This window comes from Clavibacter sp. VKM Ac-2873 (assembly GCF_015351075.1).
GTDB lineage: Bacteria > Actinomycetota > Actinomycetes > Actinomycetales > Microbacteriaceae > Clavibacter.
In genome coordinates, this window is the sequence record NZ_JADKRS010000001.1 from 1,174,295 (window position 1) to 1,199,915 (window position 25,621).

General features: G+C 74.2%; 22 protein-coding genes and 1 pseudogene. 5 read left to right on the top strand and 18 right to left on the bottom strand.

Translation table 11 applies throughout. From position 1 onward, the window contains the following. Position 1: 1 nt before the first annotated feature. Positions 2-1,546 carry a sugar transferase gene (locus ITJ44_RS05375; RefSeq protein ID WP_194633685.1) on the bottom strand — a complete coding sequence of 515 codons (1,545 nt, stop codon included), beginning with the start codon at positions 1,544-1,546 and terminating at the stop codon, positions 2-4. A gap of 339 nt (positions 1,547-1,885) precedes the next feature. Beyond that, positions 1,886-4,501: a right-handed parallel beta-helix repeat-containing protein gene (locus tag ITJ44_RS05380; RefSeq protein ID WP_194633686.1), complete on the bottom strand. Its 2,616-nt coding sequence runs from the start codon at positions 4,499-4,501 to the stop codon at positions 1,886-1,888. Between the two features lie 373 nt (positions 4,502-4,874). Here ITJ44_RS05380 and ITJ44_RS05385 point away from each other — a divergent pair, with 373 nt between their 5' ends. Beyond that, complete coding sequence (locus ITJ44_RS05385) at positions 4,875-5,372, top strand: adenylyltransferase/cytidyltransferase family protein (RefSeq protein ID WP_194633687.1); 498 nt, start codon at positions 4,875-4,877, stop codon at positions 5,370-5,372. A gap of 47 nt (positions 5,373-5,419) precedes the next feature. Here ITJ44_RS05385 and pip read toward each other — a convergent pair whose 3' ends face one another. Next, positions 5,420-6,388 carry a prolyl aminopeptidase gene (pip, locus tag ITJ44_RS05390; RefSeq protein ID WP_194633688.1) on the bottom strand — a complete coding sequence of 323 codons (969 nt, stop codon included), beginning with the start codon at positions 6,386-6,388 and terminating at the stop codon, positions 5,420-5,422. Positions 6,389-6,506: 118 nt separating this feature from the next. Between pip and ITJ44_RS05395 the strand changes: the two genes are divergently transcribed. The 4 genes and pseudogenes from ITJ44_RS05395 to ITJ44_RS05410 form a co-directional block, all read left to right on the top strand. Further along, positions 6,507-7,298, top strand: coding sequence for an esterase (locus tag ITJ44_RS05395; RefSeq protein ID WP_194633689.1), 792 nt, complete (start codon positions 6,507-6,509; stop codon positions 7,296-7,298). A gap of 70 nt (positions 7,299-7,368) precedes the next feature. Then, complete coding sequence (locus ITJ44_RS05400) at positions 7,369-7,620, top strand: CopG family transcriptional regulator (RefSeq protein WP_194633690.1); 252 nt, start codon at positions 7,369-7,371, stop codon at positions 7,618-7,620. Next, positions 7,614-7,961 carry a type II toxin-antitoxin system PemK/MazF family toxin gene (locus tag ITJ44_RS05405; RefSeq protein WP_370551622.1) on the top strand — a complete coding sequence of 116 codons (348 nt, stop codon included), beginning with the start codon at positions 7,614-7,616 and terminating at the stop codon, positions 7,959-7,961. Before ITJ44_RS05400 ends, ITJ44_RS05405 begins: the two co-directional genes overlap by 7 nt. Before the next feature lie 55 nt (positions 7,962-8,016). After that, positions 8,017-8,592: pseudogene (locus ITJ44_RS05410) on the top strand (DUF1349 domain-containing protein); the annotation flags it as partial. Between the two features lie 88 nt (positions 8,593-8,680). Here ITJ44_RS05410 and ITJ44_RS05415 read toward each other — a convergent pair. The 15 genes from ITJ44_RS05415 to ITJ44_RS05485 all read right to left on the bottom strand — a co-directional run bounded on the left by ITJ44_RS05415 (position 8,681) and on the right by ITJ44_RS05485 (position 25,618). Next, positions 8,681-9,157 (bottom strand): hypothetical protein, encoded by a 477-nt coding sequence (locus ITJ44_RS05415; protein ID WP_194633692.1) that lies wholly within the window; start codon positions 9,155-9,157, stop codon positions 8,681-8,683. 30 nt (positions 9,158-9,187) lie between these two features. Further along, positions 9,188-11,407 (bottom strand): acyl-CoA dehydrogenase, encoded by a 2,220-nt coding sequence (locus ITJ44_RS05420; protein WP_194633693.1) that lies wholly within the window; start codon positions 11,405-11,407, stop codon positions 9,188-9,190. A 191-nt stretch (positions 11,408-11,598) separates the two neighbouring features. Beyond that, positions 11,599-13,098, bottom strand: a complete 1,500-nt coding sequence (locus ITJ44_RS05425; protein ID WP_194633694.1) for an aldehyde dehydrogenase (NADP(+)) — start codon at positions 13,096-13,098, stop codon at positions 11,599-11,601. Between the two features lie 26 nt (positions 13,099-13,124). After that, positions 13,125-14,126, bottom strand: a complete 1,002-nt coding sequence (locus tag ITJ44_RS05430) for a proline racemase family protein (protein WP_194633695.1) — start codon at positions 14,124-14,126, stop codon at positions 13,125-13,127. 7 nt (positions 14,127-14,133) lie between these two features. Beyond that, positions 14,134-15,051, bottom strand: a complete 918-nt coding sequence (locus tag ITJ44_RS05435) for a dihydrodipicolinate synthase family protein (protein ID WP_194633696.1) — start codon at positions 15,049-15,051, stop codon at positions 14,134-14,136. Further along, a complete protein-coding gene (locus ITJ44_RS05440) occupies positions 15,048-16,685 on the bottom strand; it encodes an FAD/NAD(P)-binding oxidoreductase (RefSeq protein WP_194633697.1) in 1,638 nt (545 codons plus the stop codon). Before ITJ44_RS05440 ends, ITJ44_RS05435 begins: the two co-directional genes overlap by 4 nt. After that, on the bottom strand, positions 16,682-17,050 hold the full coding sequence (locus ITJ44_RS05445; protein ID WP_194633698.1) for a (2Fe-2S)-binding protein: 369 nt from the start codon (positions 17,048-17,050) through the stop codon (positions 16,682-16,684). The genes ITJ44_RS05440 and ITJ44_RS05445 overlap by 4 nt, the downstream gene beginning before the upstream one ends. Then, positions 17,047-18,261, bottom strand: coding sequence for an FAD-binding oxidoreductase (locus ITJ44_RS05450; RefSeq protein WP_194633699.1), 1,215 nt, complete (start codon positions 18,259-18,261; stop codon positions 17,047-17,049). The genes ITJ44_RS05445 and ITJ44_RS05450 overlap by 4 nt, the downstream gene beginning before the upstream one ends. Before the next feature lie 113 nt (positions 18,262-18,374). Beyond that, positions 18,375-19,088, bottom strand: a complete 714-nt coding sequence (locus ITJ44_RS05455) for a GntR family transcriptional regulator (protein WP_194633700.1) — start codon at positions 19,086-19,088, stop codon at positions 18,375-18,377. 19 nt (positions 19,089-19,107) lie between these two features. Beyond that, the gene (locus ITJ44_RS05460; protein ID WP_194633701.1) at positions 19,108-20,568 is read right to left on the bottom strand and encodes an aminopeptidase P family protein; all 1,461 of its coding nucleotides are present in this window, start codon (positions 20,566-20,568) and stop codon (positions 19,108-19,110) included. Further along, positions 20,565-21,872 carry an alpha/beta fold hydrolase gene (locus ITJ44_RS05465; RefSeq protein ID WP_194633702.1) on the bottom strand — a complete coding sequence of 436 codons (1,308 nt, stop codon included), beginning with the start codon at positions 21,870-21,872 and terminating at the stop codon, positions 20,565-20,567. Before ITJ44_RS05465 ends, ITJ44_RS05460 begins: the two co-directional genes overlap by 4 nt. Continuing rightward, positions 21,869-22,807, bottom strand: coding sequence for an ATP-binding cassette domain-containing protein (locus tag ITJ44_RS05470; protein ID WP_194633703.1), 939 nt, complete (start codon positions 22,805-22,807; stop codon positions 21,869-21,871). The genes ITJ44_RS05465 and ITJ44_RS05470 overlap by 4 nt, the downstream gene beginning before the upstream one ends. Then, positions 22,804-23,670, bottom strand: coding sequence for an ABC transporter ATP-binding protein (locus ITJ44_RS05475; RefSeq protein ID WP_194633704.1), 867 nt, complete (start codon positions 23,668-23,670; stop codon positions 22,804-22,806). Before ITJ44_RS05475 ends, ITJ44_RS05470 begins: the two co-directional genes overlap by 4 nt. After that, positions 23,667-24,659, bottom strand: coding sequence for an ABC transporter permease (locus tag ITJ44_RS05480; protein ID WP_194633705.1), 993 nt, complete (start codon positions 24,657-24,659; stop codon positions 23,667-23,669). Before ITJ44_RS05480 ends, ITJ44_RS05475 begins: the two co-directional genes overlap by 4 nt. After that, on the bottom strand, positions 24,656-25,618 hold the full coding sequence (locus tag ITJ44_RS05485; RefSeq protein ID WP_194633706.1) for an ABC transporter permease: 963 nt from the start codon (positions 25,616-25,618) through the stop codon (positions 24,656-24,658). The genes ITJ44_RS05480 and ITJ44_RS05485 overlap by 4 nt, the downstream gene beginning before the upstream one ends. Between the last annotated feature and the right edge of the window lie 3 nt (positions 25,619-25,621).

The following is a 25,621-nucleotide window of genomic DNA, read 5'->3' on the forward strand; positions in this document are numbered from 1 at the left end:
TTCAGTACGCCCCTACGGGTCGGGTGAGCACCCGGAAGGTGCGCCACATGATCATGACGTCGCCGGTCAGGGACCAGTTCTCGACGTAGTACAGGTCGAGCCGGACGCTCTCGTCCCAGCTCAGGTCGCTCCGGCCGTTCACCTGCCACATGCCCGTGAGGCCGGGCTTGATGAACAGACGGCGGTGCACGTGGCTCTCGTAGCCCTGCACCTCACGGCGCAGCGGCGGACGCGGGCCCACGAGGCTCATGTCGCCGACGAGGATGTTCCACAGCTGCGGCAGCTCGTCGAGCGAGTAGCGGCGGAGCACGGCGCCCACGCGGGTCACGCGCGGGTCGCTCCGCATCTTGAAGAGCGGCCCGGATCCCTCGTTGGCGGCGGCGAGCGCCTCGAGCTCCGCCTCGGCGGTCACCCGCATCGACCGGAACTTGAGCATGGCGAACTCCTGGCCGGACTTCCCCACGCGCTCCTGGCGGAAGACGGCGCCGCCGGGGCTGTCCAGGCGGACGATGCACGCGATGAGGAGCATCGCCGGCGCCAGCACCACGAGCGCGAGGCCGGCCACCGCGATGTCGAGGGCCCGCTTCATCACGTGCTTCCCGCCCTCGAACTGCGGGATCTCCACGTGGATGAGCGGGAGGCCCTCGACCGGGCGGAAGTGGATGCGCGGGCCGGCGACGTCCGTGAGGCGCGACGCGAGCACCAGCTCGATGGAGGAGCCCTCGAGCTCCCAGCCGAGCGTGCGGACGGCGTTGCTGCCGGCGCGCGGCTGGCTGGCGACGATGACGGCGTCTGCGGCGGTGCGGGCGGCGGCCGCGGCGACGGATCCGAGGTCGGAGACGACGGGGATCGTGCGGCCCGCGACCTCGAGGCCGTCGAGGTGCTCGTCGATCGCGACGCCCACGACCGTGTAGCCGGAGGCTGGACGCAGCAGGATCTGCGCGGCCACGTCCTCGACGTCGGCCCGGGCGCCCACGACCACCACGCGGGAGAGGTGCGCGCCCTGGATCCGACGGCGGATGAGCCACTGGCGCCAGGTCCACCGGCTCACCAGCAGCGCGACGACGCCCAGCGGGAACGCCAGCACGACGTAGCCGCGGGCGATGTCGACCTTGAGGAGCAGGAAGCCGATCGCGAGCGCGCCGAACGTGATGGCGGACGCGTTGACGACCCGCTTGTACTCGGAGACGCCGACGCCGACGATGCGGGCGTCGCGGGTGCGGAACGCGCCGAGCACGGCGATCCACGCGGCCACGACGATCACCGAGACGACGCCGTAGTCGAGCTGCATCGAGCCGGCGTCGACCGCCGCGTCCCCCGTGCCGAAGCGCGTGAGCTGGGCGACGAGGACGGTGGCGACGATGATCGCGTAGTCGCTCGCGATGAGGCGGGTGCGGTAGTCGCGGGCCCAGCGCCGGCCCGAGGGGACGACGGCGACGACGGGCGCGACGCCGGATCCGATGATCGGGCGGTGCGCCGAGCGGCGCTCGGTGCGCAGGCGGGTGCGCTCGCCCCGCGTCGCGGGACGGTTCCTCGTGGTGCTCATCGCGTGCCGGGCAGCGCGTGGAGCGGTCGGAGGGTGCGGGGGGATCGGGTGGGGGCGGGGAGGCGCGGCCGACGGGCTCGGTCCAGCGCCGATGACGGGTTCATCGGGTGTGTGCCTGCGTTTCGGGTGACAGGTGGGTGGTGCGGGGTGCGACGCGGTCCGGGAAGACCTCGTCGGGTCCACGGCTCCGGGACGGACGGGCTGGGTGGGCCTCGTCCGGGAGCGTCCATCGCGGGTACGACGGGTGAACGGCGGGTGGTGACGGTGGCAATGCTAAACGCACCCTGAGCCCCGTCGCCCGTCCCCCTTCGGGGGACGGATGCGCCCCGACCGCGAGCGCTAGCGGGAGGTCGCCCCCAGGGCGCGGGCCCCCGTCCCGAGCCCGAGGAGCGACCCGACGAGCGCGGGGACGCCCACGGCCACCGTCGCCTGCAGCGACGCGATCTCGCTCGTGAGCCGGAAGCCGGAGCCGAGCACCGCGCGCCCGGTCACCTCCACGCTCCCGCGGTCGTTGCCCGTCGCCGCCGCGAAGTCGCGGACGGTGTCGTAGACCGCCGGATCGCCCGGCCCCCGCGCCCAGACGATCGCCCACTTCGGGCTCGTCGCCCGGTCGCGCTGGTAGACGTTGCCGGAGACGCGGATGCCCATCTGCGTCGCGGAGCGCTGGTGGGAGTGGTCCTCGACCGCGAGCAGCGCGTTGCCGGTGCTGCCCTGCAGCACGTTGTTCGAGATGACGACGTCGGTGACGATCCAGGTGACCGTGGGATCCGGCAGCTTCTGCCGGGGGTCGTGCCCCGCGGTCGAGAGGTCCGACGCGCGCCGGTCCCCCTGCGCGATGTTGATGTCGCGCGCGTTGCCCGCCAGCGTGTTGTTCCACACGTCGACGTGCCCGGTGTCGCTGATCAGCAGGCCGTCCATGGCGTTCCGCGCGATGACGTTGTCCGCCACGAGGAACTCCGCCGAGAGCTCGAGGACGATCCCGCGTCCGGTGCCGCCGATGACGTCGTTCCCCACGACGCGCCCGTCGTACACCGACTCGTCGAACCAGAGCCCGTTGCCCACGTTGCGGAGGAACGCGCTGTCCGTGACCTGCACGGTGCGCGACCGGCCGACCTTGAACCCGCCGGAGACCGGCGCGCGGTTGAAGCGCTCGGTGTTGTTGTCGGCCACGAGCAGCCGGGTGGCGACGAGGCGGTCGGCGTAGACGGCGCGCATCCCGAGCATGCCGTTGCGCGCCACGGTCACGGCCGTCACCTTCGCGTCGGTCGCCGCGATGGAGAGGCCGGCCGTCGCGTTGTCCGTGATCGCCACGTCCTCGATCGTGACCTTCGGCGCGTGGACCTGCACCGTGCCCTGGTCCGGGACCGACGGCGCGTAGCGGCGGATGCCGATCCCGCGGACCGTGCTGCCCTCGCCGCGGATGACGAGGCCGGTGACCAGGTCGCTGGACCGGACGCTCGCCGACCGCGGGTCCGAGCCGACGTAGAGGCGGTCCGCCGCGGTGTCGACGAAGAACGTGCCGGGGACGACCGCGCTGCGGCTCGCGACCTGCTTCTGGGCTCCGGCGCCGAACCAGACCTGGTCCGGGTGCGCGGCCAGGGGGTACGCGGGGTCGACGAAGCGCCAGCCCTCGCCCGTGCCGTCGGGGGCGCCGCGCGTGTAGGTCGGGCTCGTGTCGAAGGCGATGTCCCATCCGGGGGCGTACCAGGCGGATCCGGCGGCGACCCAGGAGGTCACCTTCCTGCTGCCGTCGAGCCAGACCGCCTCGCCGGGGTACGGCTGGATGGTGAGCGCCTTGCCCTTCGGGATGGTCACCGACTCGTGGTACGAGCCGGCTCGGACGACGATGGTGCGTCCCGAGGGGGCGACGTCGACGGCGCGCTGGATGCTCGCGAGCGGCGCGGCCTGCGTGCCGGCGGCCCCGTTCGCGCCGGTCGGCGCGACGAAGACGGCGTTCGCGGGGACCGCGTACCGGGTGGACCCGATCGCCGCGGCGCCCGCGCCCGGCCGCGCGTCCCCGAGCGCCACGGCCTGCTCGGCGTCCCCGGCGTCGGTCGCGGGAGCGGGAGCCGGGGTGGGAGCGGGAGCCGGTGCCGTGGGCGCCGGGGTCGGCGTCACGGGCGCGGCGGAGGCGGAGAGGGGGCGGACGGCGAGGTCGTCGAAGGCGAGCGCCTGGGGTCCGCTCGTCTTCGAGAGGTACGACCAGACGCGGACGCCCGTGCCGCTCGCGATGCGCGCGGCGCTGGAGTCGACCGCGGCCGCCTGCCAGGCGGGCACCGCCTGGCCTTCGAGCCAGGCCCGGGCGTCGACGGCGACCGACGCGGTGCCGCTCGTCCGGGTCTGCAGCGACAGCACCCGGCCGGGCACGACGCCGCGGGCCACGACGGTCGCGCCGACGAGGGTCGTCTGCGCGGCGGTCGAGCCGTTGACCCGCACCACCGAGAGGTAGGCGGTCCCCGTCGCGTCGACGCGGACGGTCGACTGGTAGTACGTGCTCCCCGTGGCGCGCTGCTGGAGGCCGGCGGACACGCCGTTGCCTTGGGAGGGGACGCGCGGCACCATCACGCGGACCGTGGCCTCGCTGTCGGACGGGGCGGACACGGGCACGGTGACGGAGGCCGCGCTGCCGGCGCGCGCGAGGTCGACGACCCCCTGCGCCCCGTTGGCGCGGAACGCGGCGCCGTCGTAGGCGTAGGCGGCGGCGCCGGCGGCGGCTCCCCATCCCCCCGTCGCGGTGCGGGTGAAGGAGTCGGAGAAGACGGGGCTGCCCGCGGTGAGGTCCTGACCGGTCGCCGCGCCCGCGGTCTGCGGGGCGACGAGGGCGGCGGGCACCGCGAGGCCGACCGCGACGGCGAGGGCGATCAGGGGGCGGCCGCGTGCGGGGCGGGATGCGGGCGCGACGTGCCGCGCGGGCCGACGGGGCGTGGATCGGGGGGATGGTGTGCGGTGGCGCATGCGGGCGGGTCCTCGCTCGGATCGATCCCTCAGATAGGCTGATGAAAACCCACCAGACGGGTGGGGTTCGTCGAACGTAACCCAGCAACAGCCTGTTGTGTCCCCCGAATGGAGGTCACGGCACCAGTGCGGATGCCAGTACGCCGGGCTCCCGGCGCTGCCCCCCGTTCGGGTATCCTCCTTCCGCGACGAGCCGGGGCCGCCGTAAGATCGCCGCAGGTCCACCCGCTCCCCGCCGTCCCCACCCGGACGGCCGACGTACCCGCGTCACGGAGCGGCGGACCCCGCCCGGCGTACCCGCACCGGGCTGCACCCGATCCCGCCTCCGCGCGTCCCCGCGCCCGGAGCGCGGACGACCCGAGACACGTGCGCCATGACCCGAATCGGCTACGCCGCCGGTGCCTTCGACCTCTTCCACGTCGGGCACCTCAACATCCTCAAGCACGCCAAGAGCCGGTGCGACTTCCTCATCGCGGGCGTCGTCTCCGACGAGATGCTCGAGCGCAACAAGGGCATCACGCCCGTGGTGCCGCTCGCCGAGCGCCTCGAGATCGTGAGCCACATCAGCTACGTCGACCGGGCCCGCGCGGAGACGCTGCCGGACAAGCTCGACACCTGGCGCGAGGTGGGCTTCGACGTCTTCTTCAAGGGCGACGACTGGCGCGGCACCCCGAAGGGCGAGCGCCTGGAGGCCGAGTTCGCGGCCGTCGGCGTGGAGGTCGTGTACTTCCCGTACACGATGCACACCTCCAGCACCCGGCTGCGGCGCGCGCTCGACATCCTCAGCGGCGTCGGCGCGCCCGCGGCGGCTCCCGCCGCGACGCTCGCGCAGCCGGCCGTGCACGGATCCCCCGCGCTGGTCGGCCGCTAGCCCCATCCGGCCGCGAGGCCTCGGCGGCCGCCGGGTCGCCGCGCCCGCTAGGCCGTCAGCCGGTCCGCCGCGCGCTCGGTCGCCGCGATGAGCGCGTCGAGGATGCCCGGCTCGTCGAAGGCGTGCCCGGCGTCGGGCACCATCGTGAAGCGCGCCTCGGGCAGCGCCCGGTGCAGGTCCCACGCGGTGACGGCCGGCGTGCACATGTCGTAGCGGCCCTGCACGATCTCCGTCGGGATCCCGCGGACGAGGTGGGCGTCGCGGATCAGCTGGCCGTCCTCCATCCACCCGCCGTGCGTGAAGTAGTGGTTCTCGATGCGCGCGAACGCGAGCGCGTAGGCCGGCTCCGCGAAGCGCGCCACCACCTCGGGCTTCGGCAGCAGGGTGATGCCCGACGCCTCCCACGTGGACCACGCGACCGCGGCCGGTCCGTGCACCGCGGGGTCGGGATCCGCGAGCAGCCGCGCGTACGCGTCGATGATGCCGCCCCGCGCCACCCCCGGCACGGGCGCCGTGAACGCCTCCCAGCCGTCGGGGTAGACCATGCCGGCGGGGCCCTCGTAGAACCAGTCGAGCTCGGTGGCCCGCAGCGTGAAGATGCCGCGGAGGATCAGGCCGGTGACGCGCTCCGGGTGGGTCTCGGCGTACGCGAGCGCGAGGGTTGAGCCCCAGGATCCGCCGAACACCAGCCAGCGCTCCACGCGCAGGTGCTCGCGCAGCCGCTCGAGGTCGGCGACGAGGTGCCAGGTCGTGTTGACGGACAGGTCAGCCTCGGGGGTGGAGACGTGCGGCGTGCTCCGTCCGCAGCCGCGCTGGTCGACGAGGACGATGCGGTAGCGGGCCGGGTCGAACAGGCGCCGGTGGGTCGGGCTCGTGCCGCCGCCGGGTCCGCCGTGCAGGAAGACGACGGGGATCCCGTCCGGGTTCCCCGAGACCTCCCAGTGGAGGAGCTGCCCGTCCCCCACATCGAGCATGCCGGTGTCGTGCGGGTCGATCTCGGGGAAGAGGCTCTGCATGCGACGAGCCTACGGGCGGGCGCGACGACCCGGCCCCCGGACGGGGGTCGGCGGCACAGCTGGCGCCGCGTACCCTTCCAGGGAGCCGCATGCATCCCCACCCGGAGACGAGGACCCATTGCCCGCCCTGCCCGTGAGGCGCTCGTCGCCGGGGTCCGTCCCCCGCGCGGTGCTGCGGCCGCTGGTGCCCCTGGCCCACGGCGCCGTGGCCGCCATGGCGCGACCCACGCTGCGCCTGCACCTCCTCCTCTACATGCGCGAGATGGAGGTCGGGATCTTCCCGCAGCACGACGACGTCTCCGTCATCCCGGGGCCGGATCCCGAGCGGGTCCTGTTCGTCGGCGACATCGGCGTCGCCGGGTACGGCGTGCTCCTCGCCGGGATGGCGATGCCCGCCCAGATCGCCGCGCGGCGTGCGGCGGCGACGGGTCGCGGCGTCGAGTGGGAGAGCATCGCGGCGTACGACATGACGGCGCGGAAGGCCACCGCCGCGATCGCCGGTCGCCCTGCGGCGCCCCTCGACCTGGCGGTCGTCGCGCTCGGCATCCCCGACGTGCTCGTCGCGACGTCGGTGGAGGAGTGGACCGACCGGCTCACCGGCATCGTCGCGAGCATCCGCGCGCAGGCGGGCGACGGGTGCCGCATCGTCGTCACGGGCATCCCGCAGATGGACCGGTTCCAGCCGATCCCGATGGTCGCCCGCAAGCTCCTGCAGGCCCAGGTCTCCCGGCTGAACGCGGCGACGGCCCTCCTCGACTCCCCGGAGCGCGGCGTGATCCACGCCCCCTACCCCGACATCTCCGGCACGCGCCTGCACGTCCGCGATCGCTTCTCCTACCGCGTCATGCACGCGTACTGGGCGGAGGCGATCATGCCGTTCCTGGGCGAGGCGCGGCCCGTCGTCGGCTGACCTCGCGGCGTCGGACGGGGAGGCGCGGGAGGGTGGACCTCCCGCGGTATGACCGGTTATACTCCGGCTCATGAAGACCGCCATCTCCGTCCCCGACTCCGACTTCGAGAGGTTCGATCGCGTCGCCACGCGCTTCGGGATGACCCGCTCCGAGTTCTACCGCGTCGCAGGACAGAAGCTCGCCGATGAGCTGGAGGGAGCCGGAAAGGCGGAGCTGACGCGCCTCGCGGACGCCGCCATCGCCGAGGTCGGACAGCCCTCCGCGGGCGGGGAGTTCCTGCGCGAGTCGGAGCGCATCGCGCGGACCGGCTCGGAGTGGTGATCTCACGAGGCGACGTCGTGTGGGTCGACTTCGGAGCTCCGCGGGGATCGGAGCCGGCGAAGATCCGACCGTCCCTCGTCATCCAGGACGACTGGATCAACGAGAGCGGCGTCGCCACCATCGTGCTCATCCCGTTCACCTCGCAGGTGCGCCTCCAGGTCTTCCCGGGGAACGTCTTCATCCCGGCGGCCGCGTCAGGTCTGGACAAGGACTCCGTGGCGGTGGTCCCTCAGATCGGGCCGGTCAGTCGCGAGTTCATCGACCCCCACCCCGTGGGTCACCTCCCGGGCTACCTCATGGCGGAGGTGACGGCCGCGGTGCGGCTCCTCCTCGCCGTGTGACGTCCGGCCGCCGCGTCCGGTCGTCGTATGAGCAACTCCGCCGCGTCCCCCCGCCGACGTTCCGTGGACCGACGGCACCTGGACCACCGAGCCGGAGGCCGTGCGGATCCACGACGGTGGCATAGACGTGACCGCGCCCGAGGGCAGCGACGCCTGGCGCACCACTTCCTACGGGTTCGTGCACGACACGGAGCAGGCGCTCCTGGCACCGCTCGCCCCGGGCACCGCGGTTGAGGTGGCGTTCACGCTCGACCTCCGCGCGCAGTTCGACCAGGCCGGCGTCTTCGTGCGCGTCGACGCGAAGACGTGGATCAAAGCGGGCGTCGAGCGCAGCGACGGCGAGGACGGCCTCGGCGCGGTCGTCACGCGAGGCTCTTCCGACTGGTCGCTCGCCCCGGTCCGGGGCCGGTCGGGCCGGCTCGTGACGATCCGCGCGAGCCGCTCCGGCGACGCCCTCACGGTGCGGGCCCGGGTCGACGACGAGCCGTAGTGCCTCGTGTGGGTCGCGCCGCAAGATGCCGACGACGCCGTCACCCCCGACCCCTTCTGCTGCACGCCCACCCGCGCGGGCTTCACGGCCCGCTTCGCGTCGTGGCCCGCGGGGCCCACGGACCCGGCACTGCACAGCTAGGCGCTTAGAACAGGCTTTAGGACTGCTGATTATGCTCTTGCGAGCAACGCATGATCCACGCGCTCGTCAGGCATTGAAGGACTGTGGCTCACAGCCACTCCGGAGGCCCGACGTAACTTTGATCTACAACATCCAGTTCACTTAAATCAATGTCTCGAACGCGCAGCTGCACGGCTAGGCGCTTGAAGGCCTCACGCGAAATTTCGACGGCCGATTTCCCGTGGACCTGAAATTCGGTGACCGGCACACTGCCATTTTCGCTGGCGTAGTGTCGAAGGTCAGCGTCGCTTTGGATCCCGGTGTCGCTTCGATCTACGGCAGAGACGCTGACACAGTGGTCCTCGAGGTCGCCTTTCTCCGCGGCATAGATGTCTACTGCCAGTATCCACCAACGATCAGAATCAAGCCCAACTGCCTTATGGATTCCCGGCAGTCCCGCATCCGCTCGATCAGCGGCCGCGGTTCCGTGAAAATCGCCGTACTGCACTTCTGCATCGCGCTTGCGATTCGACATCATTTGACCTTCGCTCTCGACCATGATTGAGCCATTTTGGAAAGCGCTCATGTCGCGTTTCGCGGAAATGTATCCATTAGCTCACGAGCTCTTCTTCTTCTCGCTCTTCTCCATGCGCGGCGCGGAGCCGTCCGCGATCCGGGCGTCGCGGTACGCGCGCGCCTCGTCCTGGCGGTCCTTCTCCTCGCCCGAGGCGACGGCGGCGCGGACGTGCGCCTGCGTGTACCCGAAGGCGTCGACCAGGTCCTGCGCGTGCGGGCGGAGGCGGGCGACGAGCCGGTCGATGTAGGCCGTCACGGCGCGGGCGCGCGGCGCGCTGAGGCGGCCGTGGATGAGGAACCAGGCCAGGTCCTCCTCGATGAGGCGGAGGCCGAACAGGTCGCGGGTCCAGGTGAGGACCCGACGCGTGCCCTCGTCCATCGCGCGGCCCGTCTCCGACGCGGGGTCGAGCGCCTCGGTGAACGCCTCCCACTGCAGCAGCTGCGCGTGCGCGCGGGCCGCCTCGATGAGCGCGTGCTGGTGCCGGTTGAAGAGCGCGGCGGCCTCGGCGGGCGGCATCGTGCGGGTGGCCCGGAGCGCGGTCGCGATCTCGCCGACCATCGTCTCGACGCGGCCGGTCAGGAGCGCGCGCTGGGTGTCCGGCTCGCGGAGCTGGCTGACGGAGCGGGCGGTGGATCCGCGGTCCGCGAGCGCCTGCCCGAGCCGGCGGAGGCCGGTCGACCGGAGCGTGCGGTCCGCGGCCTGCTCCACGGCGTAGCGCGCGAGCACCCCGAAGTCGGCCTTCGCGAACCGGCGGTTGACGTCGGTCAGCAGGCGCTTCGCGACGAGCTGCAGGAGCACGGTGTTGTCGCCCTCGAAGGTCGCGTAGACGTCGAGGTCGGCGCGCAGCCCGACCAGCCGGTTCTCGGCGAGGAAGCCCTGGCCGCCGCACGCCTCGCGCGCCTCCTGGATCGTGTCGAGCGCGTGCCACGTGCTGAGGGGCTTGAACGCGGCCGCGAGGGTCTCGAGGTCCTGCCGGTCCTCGTCCGTGTCGGACTTCCCGGAGAACACCGAGTCGAACTGCACGAGCAGCTTCTCGTGCGCGAACGAGGCCGCGTAGGTGGTGGCGATGCGCGGGATCAGCCGGCGCTGGTGGCGCTGGTAGTCGAGCAGCACCTCCTCGTCGGTGCCGCCCGCGACGAACTGGCGGCGTTGGTTGCCGTAGGTGATCGCGATCTGCAGTGCGATCTTGGCGGCGCTGGTCGCCGCGCCGTCGAGCGACACGCGGCCCTGCACGAGCGTGCCGAGCATCGTGAAGAAGCGGCGGCCGGGGCTGGATATCTCCGACGTGTACGTGCCGTCCTCGGCCACGTCGCCGTAGCGGTTGAGGAGGTTCGCGCGCGGCACGCGCACGTGGTCGAAGTGGAGCCGGCCGTTGTCGATCCCGTTGAGGCCGCCCTTGAGGCCGTCGTCCTCGCCGCCGATGCCGGGCAGGAACGCGCCGGTCTCATCGCGGAGCGGCACGAAGAAGCAGTGCACGCCGTGGTTCACGCCCTGGGTGACGAGCTGCGCGAACACCGTGGCGGCGCGGCCGTCGACCGCCGCGTTGCCGAGGTAGTCCTTCCACGCAGCGCGGAAGGGGGTGTGCAGGTCGAACTCGCCGGTCTCGGGGTCGTAGGTCGCGGTCGTGCCGATGCTCGCGACGTCGGATCCGTGGCCGGTCTCGGTCATCGCGAACGCGCCGGGCAGCTCGAGCGTCATGATCTTCGGGAGCAGCTCCCGGTGGTGGCGCTCCGTGCCGAGGTGCATCACGGCGGAGCCGAACAGGCCCCACTGCACGCCGGCCTTGATCTGCAGCGACGGATCCGCGGCCACGAGCTCCTCGAAGCCCGCGATGTTGCCGCCGTGGTCCTCGAGCCCGCCGACGGACACCGGGTAGGCGCGGTGCACGCCGCCGTGCTGGACGAGGATCTCCAGCTGCTCGCGCACGCGGGCGCGGTGCTGGTGCATGTCGAGCCCCTCGATGCGGTGCAGCTCGGGGCGGCTGGTCAGCTCGCGCGACGAGCGGCGGACGTCGGCCCAGCGCCCGAGGAGCACCCGGCCGAGGCCCTCCACGTCGAGGCGGGGGCCGGTGGCCGTCCCGGCGTCGCCGTCGGTGCGGTCGAGGTCGCGCGCGACCTCGGCGTCCACGTCCCCTGCGACCGGCACGCCCGCCTCGCGGAGCGCGCCCTCGGGCAGCGCGCCGGCGTCCCCCTGACCCGCGGCGGGGCCTCGTCCCCTCGTGCCGCGTGTGGTGCGTCCTCGTGCCGCCGTGTCGACCATGGATCCTCCGTGCCGTCGCCTGCGCCGGCGTCCCTGCCGGCACCGGCCACGCTATGCACGGATCCTCCACCTGCCGAAAAACACGTCGCGGGCCTCCAACGCGCTCCCGCGGTGAGCGGTCGCGGGTTGTGGGAACCCTCAGCGGCGGGCCGTCCCGGCGACCGGGACGGCCCTGTCGGCCGTGTCCCGCGTCAGGCGCGGGCGCCGCGCGCGCTCACCCGCTGCGGCACGCCCCACGGGTTCCGGGTGCGCAGCGGCTCGGGCAGCAGCGCGTCCGGCACGCCCTGGAACGCGACGCCGCGGAGCAGCCGGTCGAGCGAGGCCGTCCCGACGCTGGTGCCGCGGTCGAGCGTCGTCGCGGGCCAGGGTCCGCCGTGCTGCTGCGCGTCGGTGACGGAGACGCCCGTGGGCCAGGCGTCGACGAGCACGCGGCCGGCGCGGGCGGCGAGCACACGGATCAGGTCGGCCGCTGCCGCATCGGCCTCGCCCTCCCCGAGGTGCACGCTCGCGGTCAGCTCGCCCGGGAAGGTGCGCGCCGCGAGGGCGGCGAGGTCCGTGCCCGCGGGGTACTCGACGAGCAGCGCGAACGGGCCGAAGACCTCGTGGCGGAGCACGTCGCCCGCGGCCTCGAAGTCGGCGAGCGCGACGGCGGCGATGGTGGGGGTCACGGATCCGTCGTCCCCGGCGGGCGCGCGGCCCTCCGCGACGAGGCGAACGCCGTCGACCGCGATGGCCGCGGCCCGGCCGCCCGCGTAGCCCTCGGCGATCTTCCGGTTGAGCATCCCGTGCGGGGCGACGGCGCCCGCCTCCTCCGCGAGCACGGCGTCGAGGCCGTGGCCCGCGGGGATCAGCACGATGCCGGGCGCGGTGCAGAGCTGCCCGGCGGATCCGGCGGCGCTCGCCACGAGCGCCACGGCGATGTCGGTGCCGCGCTCGGCGGCGGCGCGCTCCGTGATGACGACGGGGTTCACGCTGCCGAGCTCACCGAAGAACGGGATCGGGTCGGGACGGGCGGCGGCGACGTCGGCGAGGAAGCGGCCGGCGCGGAGCGATCCCGTGAACGTCGCGGCGCGGATCCGCGGGTCGCGCAGCATCGCGAGCCCCGCCTCCTCGCCCTCGACCAGCTGGAGCGTGCCGTCGGGCAGGCCCGCCTCGACGAGCGCGGCCGACGCGGCGGCCGCGACGAGGCGCGACAGCTCCGGGTGCCCCGGGTGCGCCTTCACGACCACCGGGCAGCCGACCGCGAGCGCCGACGCCGTGTCGCCGCCCGCGACCGAGAACGCGAAGGGGAAGTTCGACGCCGCGAAGTTGAGGACGGGTCCGACGGGCACGAGGTACCGCCGGATGTCGGGGCGCGGGGCGGGCGCCGCGTCCGGGTCCGCGTGGTCGATGCGCGCGTCGAGGTAGCGGCCGTCGCGCACGGCGGCCGCGAGGATCCGCAGCTGCACGGTGGTGCGCGTCAGCTCGCCGGCGAGGCGGCCGGGCGCGAGCGCGGTCTCGCGCTCGGCCACGGGCAGGAGCTCCGGGCGGATCGCCTCGAGCGCGTCGGCGACGGCGTCGAGGGCGCGGGCCCGGGCCGCCGGGGCGAGGGCGGCGAGGGGCGCGGCGGCCTCCGCCGCGCGCGCGGCGACGGCGTCCACGGTCGCCGCGACGGTCGGGTCGATGGTCGGGTCGGTCTCGTGCGGGGTCATGTCTCTCCTCGGTGGGGGCTCGCCGGTCAGAACCGGAAGCCGCTCGGGAACGGGTCGGTGGGGTCCAGCAGGTACTGTCCCATGCCGGTGATCCACGCGCGCCCGGTGATGGCGGGGACGATGGCGGGCCGGCCGGCGACGGTCGTCTCCCGGAGGATCCGGCCGGTGAAGCGGCTGCCGATGAACGACTCGTTGACGAAGTCGTCGCCGACGGCCAGCTCGCCGCGCGCCCACAGCTCGGCCATGCGCGCGGACGTCCCCGTGCCGCACGGCGAGCGGTCGAACCAGCCGGGGTGGATCGCCATCGCGTGCCGCGAGAGCCGCGCGTCCGATCCGGGCGCGAGGAACTCCACGTGGTGGCAGTGGTCGACGCCGGAGATCTCCGGGTGCGACGGCGCGTCCTGGTCGTTGATCGCGCCCATGATCGCGAGCCCGGCCTGGAGGATCTCCTGCTGCCGCTCCCGGTCGAACGGCAGCCCCAGAGCGTCGAGCTCGACGACGGCGTAGAAGTTGCCGCCGAACGCGAGGCTGTACGGCACGGCGCCGTACCCGGGCACCTCGATCGAGGCGTCCAGCCGCTCCACGTACGACGGGACGTTCTCGATCGTCACGGACGCGGCGCGCCCGTCCTCCACGTCGACGCGCGCGATCACGAGGCCCGCCGGGGTGTCGAGCCGGATGGTGGTGACCGGCTCCTGCACCTCGACGAGCCCGGTCTCCACGAGCACGGTGGCGACGCCGATGGTGCCGTGGCCGCACATCGGCAGGCACCCGGACACCTCGATGTAGAGGACGCCCCAGTCGCAGTCGTCGCGCGTGGGCGGCTGCAGGATCGCGCCGCTCATCGCCGCGTGGCCGCGCGGCTCGGTCATGAGCAGGAGCCGCAGGTGGTCGAGGTGCTCGATGAGGTGCAGGCGGCGCTCGTTCATGGTCGCGCCGGGGATCACGCCGAACCCGCTCGTGACGACGCGGGTCGGCATCCCCTCCGTGTGCGAGTCGACGGCGTGGAAGACGCGGGAGGACCTCATCCGTCGATCATCGCCCGGCGAGGTGGTCGAGCGCGCGGCGCGTGTCGCGCGTGACCTCGGCGGCGACCGCGGCGGGCAGCGGCGCGCGCGGCGGACGCGTGGGGCCGCCCGTGCTCTCGCCGGCCACGTCGATCGACAGCTTGATGGCCTGCACGAACTCGGTACGCGAGTCCCAGCGGAACACGGGCACGAGGTGGCGGTACAGCTCCTTCGCCTCCTCGATGCGGCCGCTGGTCGCGAGCCCGTACAGCTCCACGGCCTCGCGCGGGAAGGCGTTCGGGTAGCCCGCGAACCAGCCGACGGCGCCCATGATGAGCGACTCGAGCAGCAGGTCGTCCGCGCCCGCGATGACGTCGAGGCCCGTGAGGTCCTGGATCTCCGTCACGCGGCGGATGTCGCCCGAGAACTCCTTGATCGCCACGACGTTCTCGAGCGCGTCGAGGCGCTGCAGGAGCTGCGGCGTGAGGTCGACCTTGGTGTCGAAGGGGTTGTTGTAGGCCATGATCGGCAGGCCCACCTCGTCGACGCGCGCGTAGTGCTCGACGACCTCGTCGTCGCTCGCCCGGTAGATGGTGGGCGGCAGGAGCAGCACGCCGTCGGCGCCGTCCTCGGCCGCGATCTCGGCCCACTTCTTCGCCTGGTGCCAGCCGACGCCGTGCACGCCGGCCACGACGATCCCGCGGTCGCCGACCGTCTCGACCGCGACCTGCACGACCTTGCGGCGCTCCTCGTCGGTGAGCGAGGAGTACTCGCCGAGCGATCCGTTCGGGCCGACGCCGCGGCAGCCGTTCGCCATGAGCCAGTCGCAGTGGGCGGCGTACGCGTCGTAGTCGACGGCGAGGCCGGCGGGGGCCGACGCGTCCTCGCGGAACGGCAGCGTGGTGGCGACGACGACGCCTCCGAGGTCCAGGGCGGGTGCGGTCATGGCATGTCCTTCCGGTCGGTGGTGCGAGGCGGTGCGGGGGTGGTCGGGGGCGCGTGCTCGGGCGGCGGGTCGTCGGCGGACGGCGGGTCGTCGGCGCCGGGCGCGGCCGCGGCGAGGGACGGGGGTCCGGCGTCGCGCAGGTCGTAGGCGGCGGCGAGCTCGCCGAGGCGCACGGGCGAGGCGATGGGGCGGCGGTCGGATCCGGGGCCGGGCGCCGCGGTGGGGGACGCGGCCGGCGGGGACGCGGCCGGCGCGGATCCGCACGCGGGCGCCTCGGCCGCGAGCAGCTGCTCCACGGTCCGCCCGCAGACGCGGCCCTGGCAGATGCCGAGGCCGGCGCGCGTCGCGAGCTTCATGGAGCGGAGGTCGGTGGAGGAGGCCGCGCGGGCGGTCGCGCGGAGCCGGCCGACGGGCACCTCCTCGCAGCGGCAGGCGAGCGTGTCGTCGCGGAGCCAGCCGGTCCAGCCGGGCCGGATGCCGTGAGCGGCCTCGATGCGGCGCGCCACGTCGTGCGCGACGGCCCGGCGGCGCACGGCGGGGGCGACGGCCGCGTCGGACGGGGATCCGCCCGCGGCGCAGTGCCCCGCGACCTCGCCCTCCGCGAGCGCCTGGTCCACTCCCCCGATGCCCGTGATCTCGCCCGCGGCGAAGACGCCCGCAGGTCCGGAGCCCTGCGCGGCGTCGACCTCGACGAAGCGATCCGGGCCGATGCGGCAGCCCGCGGCGATGGGCAGCTCGAGCCGGGGCGTGAAGCCGTGGCCGACGCACACGGCGTCCACGGCGATCCGCCGCTCGGTGCCCGGGACGGGCGCCCACGACGCGTCGAGGCGCTGCACGGTCACGGCCTCGACCCGGTCGGTGCCGTGAGCGGCGACGACCGCGCTGCCCGTGGCGTAGCCGATCCGCTCGCGCGCCAGCACGGACACGTATCCGGCGAGCTCGGCGGCCTTGTGCGGCGCGCGGGCGAGGCCAGCCGGACGCCGCAGCCAGCCGCGGGCGAGCGACGGGACGCGCGCGGCCTCGTGGATCCCGACCACCCGCGCCCCCGCCTGCACGAGCGACACCGCGACGGGGAGGAGGAACGGGCCGGCGCCCGCGACGACCACGCGGTCGCCGATCGCCACGCGCTCGCCCTTCGCGAGGGCCTGCGCGGCGCCCGCGGTGAAGACGCCGGGCAGGTCCCAGCCGGGGAACGGCAGCGTGCGGTCGTGCGCGCCGGTCGCGAGGACGAGCGCGTCGGGGCGGAGGGTCAGCGGTGCGCGGCGCGATCCGTCGACCTGGCCCACGAGCACGTGGACGACGGCGGCGGGCGGCGCGAGCGCGTCGGCCGCGTGGGCGTCCGGGGTGGGCCGCTCGATCGCCCACACCTGCGCGCCCGTCACGATGTCGCAGCCGTCGTCGGCGGCGAGCCGGGAGCGGAGCGCGGTGAACGCGTCCCAGCCGTGGTGCAGGATCCGCTCGCGCGCCGCCGGCCGGGAATCCGGCAGGTGCCGCCAGTACTGGCCGCCCAGCTCGTCCGATGCGTCGAGCAGCGTGACCCGGGCGCCGCGACCGCGGGCCGCGACCGCGGCGGCGAGCCCGGCCGGGCCGGCGCCGATGACGACGACGTGCCGCCGGTCGTCCGCGCCGCTCACGACGCCTCCCCCGCGCGCGCATCGGGCGCCGTCGCATCGGGCACGGTCGCGTCGGGCACCGTCGCGCCCGGCCCGGTCTCGACCACGTCGCCCTCGACGGCGCGGCGCTGGCAGGCGCGCACGTCCGGCAGCCCGTTCACGGTGACGGTGCAGTCGAAGCACACGCCGATCCCGCAGAAGACGCCGCGCGGCCGCCCGGCGCTCGCGGTCGTCCGCCACGCGAGCGTGCCGGAGGCGAGCAGCGCGCCCGCGATCGTCTGGCCGCTGACGCCCTCGACCGGATCCCCGTCCACCGTGAAGCGCACGGCCGCGGCCTTCCCCGGCCGGATCGGGTCGCGCGCCGGATCCACGCGCCGCGGCGTCATGCGCGCACCCCGGCGGCGTCGGACGACAGCGCGGCCCCGGGCATCCGCAGCCCGAGCGAGGCGCGCGCGACCGAGAAGGGCCGCACGTCGAGCGGGGTCGTGGCGCCCGTCATCTGCGCGACGACGAGGTCCGCCGTCGCGACCGACAGGCCGATCCCGGCGCCCTCGTGCCCGCTCGCGTGCCAGAGGCCGGGCAGCCGCGGATCCGGGCCGACGACCGGCAGGTGGTCGGGCAGGTACGGGCGGAAGCCGCCGTAGGAGCGCATCGCGTTCGCCTCGACGAGGAAGGGGAAGAGCCGCACGGCCTTCGCGGCGAGCTCCTCGAGCACGGCCACGCGCAGCGACGCGTCGAAGCCCACGCGCTCGCGGCTGGATCCGATGAGCACCGTCCCCGACGGCGTCGACTCCACGACGCCCGAGGTCTGCAGCGCGCCGTCGCCGGACCCGACCGCGCCCACGTAGTCGCCGTCGTAGACCTTGTGCCGGATGCGGTGCGGCATGCGCGTCGTGACGAGCACGACGCCACGGCGCGGCAGCACGGGCAGCTCGACGCCCAGGGTGCGCGCCACCTCGCCCGACCAGGGGCCGGCCGCGACGAGCACGTCGTCGGCGGCGATGTCGCCCGCGCTCGTCCGCACGCCGCGGAGCGCGCCGTCCGCGTCGAGCAGCGGCCCGATGACCTCGACGCCCGTGCGCACGACCGCGCCCGCGCGCCGGGCCGACGCGGCGAGCGCCTCGGTCGCGATGGCGGGCTGCACCTGCGCGTCCTCGGGGTAGTGCACGGCAGCGGTGATCGCCGGGTTCAGCCACGGCTCGAGCTCGAGCGCCCGGCGGACGTCCACGGGGATCGCGTCGACGCCCGCGGAGCGCTGGGTGGCGGCGAAGGCGAGGAGCGGATCCGCGCCCTCGTCGATGGTCGTGACGACGAGCCCGCCCTTGGGCTCGTACTCGATGGAGGGGAGCGCGTCGCCCAGCTCGTCCGCGAGCTCGGCGGCGACCTCGGGCCAGCGGCGGGCGGCCAGCTGCGCGAGCTCGAGCTCCGCGCCGGGTCCCTTGTCGGACACGAGGATGTTGCCCTCGCCCTGCGCGCTCGTGCCGGAGGCGACCGCGGCGCGCTCGACGACCGTGACGCGCATCCCGGCCCGGGCCAGCGAGCGGGCGCACGCGGCGCCGACGATGCCCCCGCCGACGACGACCACGTGACGCGTCATGGTGTCCCTGCTCTCACGGGTGGATGCGCCTCGGGGAGGCGGGTGGCGGTCGGCGGTGACAGTAATATGTCACACATCGTCTGCGAGGGGAAGCCCGGCCGGCAGCGAGGGGATCAGGCGACGGGTTCCGCGTGCTCCGGCTCCGCGACGGCGGCGGCCTCGTCCTCGCCGCGCCCCGCCCACCAGCCGGTGGCGTGCCGGATGTGCCGCACCATGAGCTCGTGCGCCCCGGGGCCGTCGCCGGCGACCAGCGCCCGCAGCAGCTCATGGTGCTCGGCCGCCGAGGCGTCGAGCATGGCGCTCTCCTTCATCGACGCGAGGCCGACGAGGCGCGTGCGCGAGCGGAGGTCCGCGATGGCCTCCGTGAGCACGGGGTTGCCGAGGATGCGCGTGAGCGAGAGGTGGAACTCCTGGTCGGCCTCCAGGTACGCGCGGAGGTCCCCCTCGCGCGCGCCCTGCTCGATGCGGTCGGCGAGCGCCTCGAGGCCCGGGAGCGCGCCGTCGGGCAGGCGCCCGGCGAGCCGCTCCATGGCGGGGGCCTCGAGGAGCTGGCGCACCTGCACCAGGTGGCCGAGCTCCTCGTCGCTCACGGCCGTGACGCGGAAGCCCTTGTTGCGGACCGTCTCCACGAAGCCGCGCTTCTCGAGCTCGAGGACCGCCTCGCGGACGGGCGTGGCCGAGACGTCGAAGCGCACGGCGAGCGTGGGCACGGTGATGAGCGTGCCGGGCTCCAGCTCGCCGGACACGATCGCCGCCGACAGGGCCTGGTGGACGTGCTCGCGCAGGCTCTCGCGCGGGGGTGCGGGTCGCAGTGCGGAGAGGCTCATGCGGGTCCTCCTCCTCGGGTCAGGACGGGGATCGCTGCTCCCGCATCCAGGACTCCAGGCCCCGTGCGTCGATCGGCAGCGCATCCGACAGCACGTCGGACCCCGTCTGCGTCACCACGATATCGTCTTCGATCCGCACGCCGATGCCCCGGAGCTCCGGCGGCACCATCCCGTCGTCCGGCGGGAAGTACAGGCCCGGCTCGACCGTGAGCACCATGCCCGCCTCGACCGCGCGGTCGTAGCCGGCGAGACCGGCGCCCGAGCAGTCGTGCACGTCGAGCCCGAGGTGGTGCCCGATCCCGCACACGAGCCAGCGGCGGTGGTGCTGGCCCGCGGGCGAGAGCGCCTCGTCGACCGACACGGGCAGGATCCCCATGTCGTGGAGGCCCTGCGCCACCACCTCCATGGACGCGTGGTGGAAGTCGACGAGCGGACGGCCGGGCGCCACGGCGTCGAGCCCCGCGCGGTGGGCGCGCTCCACGACGTCGTGCACGAGGCGCTGCTCCGCCGAGAACGTGCCGTCGACGGGGAACGTGCGGGTGACGTCCGCCGTGTAGAGGCTCCTGGCCTCCACGCCCATGTCGAGCAGCACGAGCTCGCCGTCGCGGAGCGGACCGTCGCAGCGCACCCAGTGCAGCGTCGTCGCGTGCCCGCCGCCGCCGACGATGGTGGCGTAGCCCGGGCCGTTGCCGACCGTGCGCGCGTGCCGGTCGAACGTGCCCTGCAGCCAGCGCTCGCCGCCGTGGGCCTGCGCCCGCGGGATCGCCCGCACGACCTCCGCGAAGCCCTCGACCGTGTCGTCGACGGCGCGGCGCAGCTCCTCGATCTCCCACGCGTCCTTGATCACGCGCAGCTCGCCGAGCGTCGCCACGAGGGACGGGTCGCGCGGCACGTCGGCGAGCGCCGCGGGCACTCCGGTGACGGCCCCCGCCCGGCGCACGTCGCGGACGCCGGCGAGGTCGCGCGCGATGCGGTCGGGGTCGCGCACGGGGATCCCGAGCACGGCCTGCCAGTCGGCGTGCGCCGGCGCGGGGCCGACCCAGAGCTCGCCGTGGTCGGCGTCCGAGTAGAAGCGCGGGTCGCCGGGGTGGGCGGGAGCGGGCACGTGCAGGACGGCGTCGTGGCCGCCCGGCACCGCGTGCATCACGAGCACGGCGCCCTCGACCTGCACGCCGGTCAGCCACACGAAGTCGCTGTCGGCGCGGAACGCGTAGCGGCAGTCGTCGTTGCGCGTGGGCGCGTACCCGCCCGCCACCGCGAGGGTGACGCCGGGCAGCGCAGCGCTCAGCCGGGCACGGTGCGCGGCGGCCGCGTCGACCGCGCCCGGCACGGTGGCCGGCGTGCGGTCGGGCGTGATCCAGCCGCGCGCCATGAGGTCCTGGAAGGCGGGCACCTCCGCGAGGCGCGGCGGGCGCCGGTCCTCGGGGGTGACGGACGCGGGCGTCGTGACGGGCGTCGTGTCGTGGGTCGTGTCGGTCATCGGGGCAGGCCTCCTCCATCGCGGGCGATCGTGTCCATCAGCCGCCCGAGCACGCCAGGCGCTCCGAGGCCGTCGTGCTCGTGCTCGTTCGTGATCCACGCGCGGGTGTTCCCCACGCGCGCGACCGTGTCCTGCTGCAGGCCCGCGTCCACGTACATGTCGTCGTGGTAGATCGCGGCGGCCACGGGGACGTCGTTGGCGGCGAGCCGGGCCGGGTCGTAGAGCTCCGGCCAGTCGTCCCGGTGGGCCATCGCCTCGACCGCGCCGCGGAACGGGCGCAGCAGCCGGATCTCGTCGAACATCCAGGGGTACATCATCTCGCCGGTGAGCAGCAGCGGCCGGGCGGTCGGCGCGAACGCCGGGTGCCGGCCGCGCTCCCGCTCGGCGGCCCACGCGGTCGCGGGTCGGGTGCCGGACGCGTAGATGCTCTCCTGCATCGCCGCGAACAGCGGGTTCCCCGCGTACGAGGTGAGGCGCAGCGCCTCGGCGAGGAGCACGTCGGTGGGCTCGCCGCGGTCGTCGAGCGCCTCGTCGAGGAGCGCGTGGATCCGCTCGCGGCCCGGCGCCATGCCGAGGTCGATGCCCATGGTCTGCAGGCGCTTCACCGTGAGCACGTCCCCGTCGGGCAGCGTCACGTCGCCGACCGCGAGCCGGTCGGCGAGGCGGGACAGGATCCCCACGTCGCCCGGGTAGCGCGCGTGGTACCCGGCGTTCTTCCGGACCGTCCGGGGGTAGGTCCGGCGGTAGACCTCCTCGGCGTCGGGGTCGAGCGAGGCGAGGCCGCCCGTCACGTAGCAGGCCGACAGCGCCTCGGGCGCGAGCGACAGGTACGTGAGCGTGAGGAACCCGCCGTAGCTCTGGCCGAGCGTCGACCAGCGGCGCCCGCCCTCGAGGTGCTGCCGGAGCGCCTCGGCGTCCTGCACGATCGAGTCGGCCCGGAACAGGGCGAGGTAGCGGGCGGCGGACTCGTGGTCGTCGCCGAACCGGGTCATGGTGCGCGCGGTGACGGGCGTGCTCCGCCCGGTGCCGCGCTGGTCGAGGAGCACGACGCGGTGCGTGCGGAGGGCGTGGCCGATCCAGCCGCCGTCGTCCATGACGCGCGGCGACTTGCCGCCCGGGCCGCCCTGGAGGTAGAGGAGCGCGGGCAGGTCGTCGCCGCGGCGGGCGGGCGCGACGAGCTCGCGGGCGAACACCGTGATCGTCGCGGTCGGCTCGCCGTCGCGGGCCGCCGCCCAGTCGAGCGGGACCTCGATCTCGTGCTCGGTGACGTGGACGCCGGGGACGGTCGCGGATCCGACGATCACGCGGCCGACCCGTCCGTCGTGTCGATGGCGGTGGTGTCGAGGCCGGCCGCGGCGCGTGCGAGCTGGCGCTTGCGGTCCCACTCCGGGTCGATCCGCGGCACGGCGTCCAGCAGCGACCGCGTGTACGGGTGCTGGGGCCGTTCGAACACGTCGTCGCGCGTCCCCTCCTCCACGACCTTGCCCGCGCTCATCACGGCGACGCGGTCGGAGAGCTGGCGCACCACGGCGAGGTCGTGCGCGATGAAGACGTAGCTGAGCCCGCGCTCGCGCTGCAGGTCGCGCAGCAGCGCGATCACGCGCGCCTGCACCGTCACGTCGAGCGCGGAGACCGCCTCGTCGCACACGATGAGGCCCGGGCTCACGGCGAGCGCCCGCGCGATCCCGATGCGCTGGCACTGCCCGCCCGAGAACTGCGCGGGGTAGCGCTGCGCGTGGTCCGGGTCGAGGCCCACGCGGTCGAGCAGGTCGCGCACGAGCTTGCCGTGCCCGCCCGGCGTCGTGATGCCCTGGTACCGCAGCGGCGCGCTGATGATCTGCTCCACCGTGTGCCGCGGGTTGAGCGACGACGCCGGATCCTGGAACACCACCTGCACCTGCCGCCGGAACTCGCGGAGGGCGGCGCCCTTCGCGTGCGTCATGTCCTCGCCCCTCAGCGCGAACGTGCCGGAGGTCGGGTCGAGCAGGTGCGCGATGATGCGGGCGGTCGTCGACTTGCCGGATCCGGACTCCCCCACGATCGAGAGCGTCTGCCCGGTCGGCACGTCGAGGCTCACGCCGTCGACCGCGAGGAAGCGGCGCACGGGCGGCCGCAGCCCGCGGCCGCCGCGCGTCACGTACTCCTTCGTCAGGTCGCGGGCGGAGAGGAACGGCTCCGGCGTCGCCGCGGCGGGCGCGGGCGCGGTCGGGCCGGGCGCGGAGGCGTCGTGGCGGCTCATGAGGCGGGTCCCGTCGTCAGGCGGTCGTAGGCGGCGTCGATGCGGGGGATCGCCTCGAGCAGGGCGTGCGTGTACGGATCCTCCGGTGCGGTGAACACGCGCTCGGTGGTGCCGCTCTCGACGCGGTGCCCGCCCTGCATGACGAGCACCTCGTCCGCGAGGGAGGACACGACGGCGAGGTCGTGCGTGATGACGAGCATGCCCATCCCCGTCTCCGCGCGGATGGAGCGCATGAGGTCGAGGATCTGCGCCTGCACCGTCACGTCGAGCGCGGTGGTCGGCTCGTCGGCGATGAGCAGCTCGGGCTCGAGGCACAGCGCCATCGCGATCATGATGCGCTGCCGCATGCCGCCCGAGAACTGGTGCGGGTAGTGGTCGACGCGCGTCGAGGCCTCCTTGATCCCGACCCGGTCGAGCGCCGCGACCACGGTCGACCGCACGGACTTCCGCGAGCCGGAGCGATGCGACCGGTAGGCCTCCTCGATCTGCAGCCCCACCGTGTAGTAGGGGTTGAGCGAGGACAGCGGATCCTGGAACACCATCGCCATGCGGTCGCCGCGCATGGCCCGCAGCTCCCTGTCGCTGCGCCCGACGAGCTCCTCCCCCGCGAGCTTGATGCTGCCGGTGACCTTCCCGCCGCGGGGCACGAGCCCCATCACGGCGAGCGAGGTCATCGACTTGCCGGATCCGGACTCCCCCACGATGCCGAGGGTGCTGTCCGGCTCCACGCGGAAGGAGAGGTCCTTCACGACCTCGACGGGCCCGCGCGAGGTGGGGAACGCGATCGTCAGGTTCGCGACCTCGAGGAGCGGCGTCCCCGCGACGGCGCGGGCGGGCGGCTGGTGCGGTGCGGTGGCGGTCACGAGGTGATCCTCACTCGGGGGTCGAGCACGGTGTACAGCACGTCGACGACCACGTTCCCGACGACCACGAAGGTGGCGGCGAGGAGCGTGACGCCCATGATGACGGGCTGGTCGTTCTTGGCGATGGAGTCGGCGGCGAGCTTGCCGACGCCGTTGAGGCCGAAGATCTTCTCGGCGATCACGGCCCCGCCGAGCAGCCCGGCGAAGTCCATGCCGAACAGCGTCACGACGGGCGTGAGCGACGGCCGGAGGGCGTGGCGGCGTATCACGAGCGACGCCGACAGCCCCTTGGCGCGCGCGGTCCGCAGGTAGTCCTCCTGCAGGGTGTCGATCACGTTGGCCCGGACGATGCGCGCGTAGATGGCCGCGTAGCCGAGCGCGAGCACGATCCAGGGCATCAGGTACGACTCGAACCACAGGACGGGGTCGTCGCCGAACGCCACGGCCTGCGGGAACGGCAGCACCTGCAGCTGCACGACGAGCACGTACTGCAGGAGCAGCGCCGCGAAGGTGATCGGCACGCTGATCCCGGTGAGCGCCGCCGCCATCGCGGTCCGGTCCCACACGCTGCCCTGCTTGATCGCGCTGACGAGTCCGCCGGCGACGCCGAAGACGACCCAGAGGACCGCCGCGCCGACCGCGATCGTGATGCTCACGGGGAGGCGGGACAGCATCAGGTCGAGCACGGACTGCTGCGTCTGGAAGCTGAAGCCCAGGCAGGGCGCGGAGCACTGGATCGCGGTCGGGCCGTCCCCGTAGGTGCGGCCCGTGAAGATGCCCGTGACGAAGTCGCCGTACTGCGCCCAGAACGGCCGGTCGAGGCCGAGGAGCTGGCGGATGGAGTCGATCTTGTCCGGCGTGCAGGTCTTGCCGCAGATGGTGACGGCGGGGTCCGGCTGGAGCAGGAAGAAGATCATGTAGGTGAACAGGCTGATGAGCGCGAGCACCACGAGGGCCGCCCCCAGCCGGCGGACGAGGTAGCCGATCATGCCGCCTCCCCCTGCTCGAGCGCGGTGCGGAGGTGGTCGCCGAAGACCGTGAACGCCAGCACCGTGAGGAAGAGGAACGAGCCGGGCACGACGAAGTACGCCGGGTCGACCGTGTACCAGTTCACCGAGTCGGAGATCATCTGGCCCCATGACGGCGTCGGCGGCAGCACGCCCACCCCGAGGAAGGACAGGCCCGCCTCGGTGCCGATGTAGCCCGGCACCGAGAGCGTGGCCAGCACGATGATGGTGCCGCGCAGGTTCGGCATCACCTCCCGGAAGATGACGCGCATGGAGGAGGCGCCGGATGCCCGGGCCGCCTCCACGAAGTCGCGCGTGCGGATCGTCATGGTCTGGCCGCGCACGAGGCGCGCCGTGTACGGCCAGCCGAAGACGCTGAGCGTGAGGACGAGCAGCGCCGGTCGGTTGCCCGCGGGCAGCGCCGAGAGGATCGCGATCATGAAGATCAGCGCCGGGAAGGCCATGAGGAGGTCCATGACCCGCGACACGACCTGGTCGACGATCCCGCCGAAGTAGCCGGCGACCAGGCCCGCGACCACGCCGATCGTCGTGGTGACGACCGTGGCGGAGACCGCGATGAGGAGGGACACCCGGGCGCCGTAGGCGATGCGGGCGAAGATGTCGCGCCCGTTCTGCGGCTCCACGCCGAACCAGTGCGAGGCGCTGACGCCGCCGAACGGGCCGATGGGGAGGCCGCCGAGGGCCGGGTCCACGGCGTCGGCGTCGAAGGTCGTCGGGCCCCAGCCGGTGATCCCGGACAGGAGCGGCGCGAACACCGCGAGGACCAGGACCAGCACCACGAACACGACGCTGGCGATGACGGACGGCTTCGACCGGAGGGCCGCGACCACGCGCTTGGCCGGCGTGACGGCGGGCGGCCGTCCCGTCGGGTAGGCGGGGGCCGAGGCGGACGCCGAGGCGCCCTGGAGGGTGGTGGTCACCGC